This window comes from Rhodococcus sp. P3_B8, assembly GCF_056402775.1.
In genome coordinates this window covers 1-3155 of record NZ_JBFUGT010000500.1, presented here as the reverse complement: position 1 = coordinate 3155, position 3155 = coordinate 1, and the positions used below count along the sequence as shown (strand labels likewise).

Genomic DNA, 3155 nt, shown 5'->3' with positions numbered 1-3155 from the left:
TCCAGGTGCTGAGCGGAAACTACACGGCCGCACACGTTCCCGGCAGCGTCACCGCGTTCGACGACCGGGAGATCGACATCGCCCCCGACGGCTCGTTCGAGGTGCGATTCGGCCCCGACGAGAGCGCAGGCAGGCGCAACTACTTCACCCTCGCGCCGGGTTCGTCGCAACTGGTGGTCCGGGAGGTGTACAGCGACTGGAGCCAGCAGCGCGGCACCATCCGCATCGCCAGGGCGGATACGACGGGTACGGCTCCGGGGCCGCTCACCCGGGAAGCCGTCGAGAAGCGTTACGCCCGTGCGGGCAGAGCCCTCGTCTCCCGGGTCAAGACGTGGCTGCAGTTCCCGGAGTGGTTCTACCTGAACCTGCCGGTGAACACGATGACCGAACCGCGGCTGACACCGGGCGGCCTCGCCACGCAGTACTCGTCCGTCGGGCACTACGAACTCGCCGACGACGAGGCGATCGTCATCACCGTCCCGAAAGCCGATGTGCCCTACCAGGGTTTTCAGCTGGGCAGCATGTGGTACATCTCCCTCGACTACGTCAATCACCAGACCTCGCTGAACGTCGCCCAGTCGCAGGTGGATCCGGACGACCACATCCGTCTCGTCGTCAGCGAGCGCAACCCCGGCGTGGCCAACTGGATCGCCACCGTCGGGCACCTCCGCGGGTACCTGCAGTTCCGCTGGCAACGCGTCTCCCGTGAACTGACCCCGGACGACGGGCCCCGCATCGAGGTCGTGAAGTTCGACGAGATCCATCGGGCGCTGCCGTACTACGACTCCAACAAGATCTCGCCCGAGGACTTCGCCGCACGCATCGCCGCACGCCAGGCCGCGGTCGCGGACCGGATGCTGGGGTGAGCGCCATGACTACTCCGCAACTCCTGCAGGACAGGGTGGTCGTCATCTCCGGCGTCGGACCGGCCCTGGGCCRCACCCTCGCCGTCCGCTGCGCCGACGCCGGCGCGGACGTGGTGCTGGCCGCCCGCACCGCATCGCGTCTCGACGAGGTGGCCAAGGAGATCATCGCCGTCGGCCGCCGCGCGGTGACCGTCCCGACCGACATCACGGATCAGGCGTCTGCCGAGAATCTGGTGTCCGCGGCCGTCGACGCGTACGGCAAAGTCGACGTGCTGATCAACAACGCGTTCTCGGTTCCGTCGATGAAACCGCTGGCCCGCACGGAATTCGACCACATCCGCAGCAGTTTCGAGCTGACCGTGCTCGGGGCGCTGCGGCTGACCCAGCTGTTCACCCCCGCACTCGCCGAATCGAACGGAGCGGTGGTGAACATCAACTCGATGGTGCTCCGGCACTCCCAGGAACGGTACGGCAGCTACAAGATGGCCAAATCCGCCCTGCTCGCGACGTCGCAGTCGCTCGCCACGGAACTGGGACCGCAGGGAATCCGCGTCAATTCCGTTGCCCCCGGCTACATCTGGGGTGACACGCTGAAGCAGTACTTCACGCACCAGGCCGAGAAGTACGGGACGACCGTCGAGCAGATCTACGAACACACCGCCGCGAACACCGACCTGAAGAGGCTCCCCACCACCGAGGAAGTGGCCGACGCCGTGATCTTCCTGGCCTCACCGCTGGCGAGCGCCGTGACCGGCCAGTGCCTCGACGTCAACTGCGGCGAATTCCATCACTAGCGACGAGAACCGGAGCATCATGAGCGAGCGCACCACCGTCGGGACGGTCGAGGACCTTCACGCCTCGGCCACCCGCCTGACCGGCCTCACCGACTTCGGCGTGGACGACTACACCGAGGCCCTCGGCGTCCTGCTGGACTCCTACCACGTCGACGAGCAACTGACCCCGCTCGGCAGCAAGGTGTCGCGGGTGTTCCTCCGCGGCGCCCTGGTGGCGCGGCTGCTGAGCGAGGCGGCGTGGAAGCAGCACCCCGAGCACGCGGACGTGCGGATCGAGCGGCCGATCTTCGTCACCGGGCTTCCCCGCACCGGAACGACGGCGCTGCACCGGCTGCTCACCGCGGACCCGTCGCATCAGGGCCTGGAGATGTGGCTGACCGAGATGCCCCAGCCCCGGCCGCCGCGCGAGACCTGGGAATCGAATCCCGTGTTCCAGAAGATCGAGGAGGGCTTCAGCCGTCACCACATCGAACGCCCCGAATTCATGGGCGTGCACTATATGTCGGCGAGCGAGGTCGAGGAGTGCTGGCAGCTGCTGCGGCAGACGTTCAAGTCGATCTCCTACGAGTGCCTGGCGTCTCTCCCGACGTACTCCCGCTGGCTGGAAGGCCAGGACTGGACGAACGCCTATCAGCGACACAAGAAGAACCTGCAGCTGATCGGGCTTCCCGACCGGGACCGCCGCTGGGTGTTGAAGAACCCCAGCCACCTGTTCGCGCTCGACGAGTTGCTCGCCGTCTATCCGGACGCCCTGATCATCCAGACCCACCGGCCGCCGCGCACGATCGTCCCGTCGGTGTGCAGCCTGGCGGAACAGGCGACGGAAGGGTGGTCGGAGAAGTTCCGGGGCAGYGTCATCGGTGAGAGCCAGCTCGAGCTGTGGGCCCGGGGGCTCGAGCAGTTCACCGCGGCGCGCACCCGGCACGATCCCGCTCAGTTCATCGACGTCGACTACCACGATTTCGTGGCCGATCCCCTCGGCACCGTCGAAGGGGTCTACACGCACTTCGGGCTCGATCTCAGCTCCTCGGCCCAGTCGGCGATGGAGGCGATGCACGCCGAAAGTCGCAGCGGCGACCGCCGCCCGTCCCACAAGTACACGCTCGAGGAATTCGGGCTGACGGCCGAGCAGGTGGACGAGAGATTCGCCAACTATCAGTTCAGCGCGACCAGCTGACGGGATAGTCGAGGATCGACGACGCCGCCCGCGCCGCGATCAGCGGCCTGGGCGACAGCGGCAGGTGGACGACCGGGGACAGCAGCGGTACGGGCTCGGGCTCGGGTCCGGGCTCTGGTTCTGGTTCGGGTTCCCGCATCTTCGTGCCGCTGCCGAGGTCGAGTGCGTCGAGCAGCGGCATCAGTTCGGCGGCGATCCGATCTCCCACGTGCGTGAACGCCGCCTCGCCGAGGCCGACGGGGTCGCTGATGTTCGCGTCGTCGATGGGGCCGTACTCCCTTCGCGCGATGGCGAGTTCGGCGACGGTGCGGGCACCGG

The 3155-nt window shown here is 67.4% G+C and carries 3 protein-coding genes and 1 pseudogene; 3 read left to right on the top strand and 1 reads right to left on the bottom strand.

Going from position 1 to position 3155, the window contains the following annotated elements:
• From AC1D1G_RS43580 to AC1D1G_RS43570, 3 genes are all read left to right on the top strand, one after another.
• Positions 1-866 (top strand): hypothetical protein (locus tag AC1D1G_RS43580; RefSeq protein WP_477956751.1); only part of this gene is annotated, 866 nt, incomplete at its 5' end.
• A gap of 5 nt (positions 867-871) precedes the next feature.
• On the top strand, positions 872-1660 hold the full coding sequence (locus tag AC1D1G_RS43575) for an SDR family oxidoreductase (RefSeq protein ID WP_477956750.1): 789 nt from the start codon (positions 872-874) through the stop codon (positions 1658-1660).
• A 19-nt stretch (positions 1661-1679) separates the two neighbouring features.
• On the top strand, positions 1680-2837 hold the full coding sequence (locus AC1D1G_RS43570) for a sulfotransferase family protein (protein WP_283353546.1): 1158 nt from the start codon (positions 1680-1682) through the stop codon (positions 2835-2837).
• Here AC1D1G_RS43570 and AC1D1G_RS43565 read toward each other — a convergent pair.
• Positions 2821-3155: pseudogene (locus AC1D1G_RS43565) on the bottom strand (low molecular weight phosphatase family protein); the annotation flags it as partial. The gene AC1D1G_RS43570 and the pseudogene AC1D1G_RS43565 sit on opposite strands and share 17 nt — an antisense overlap.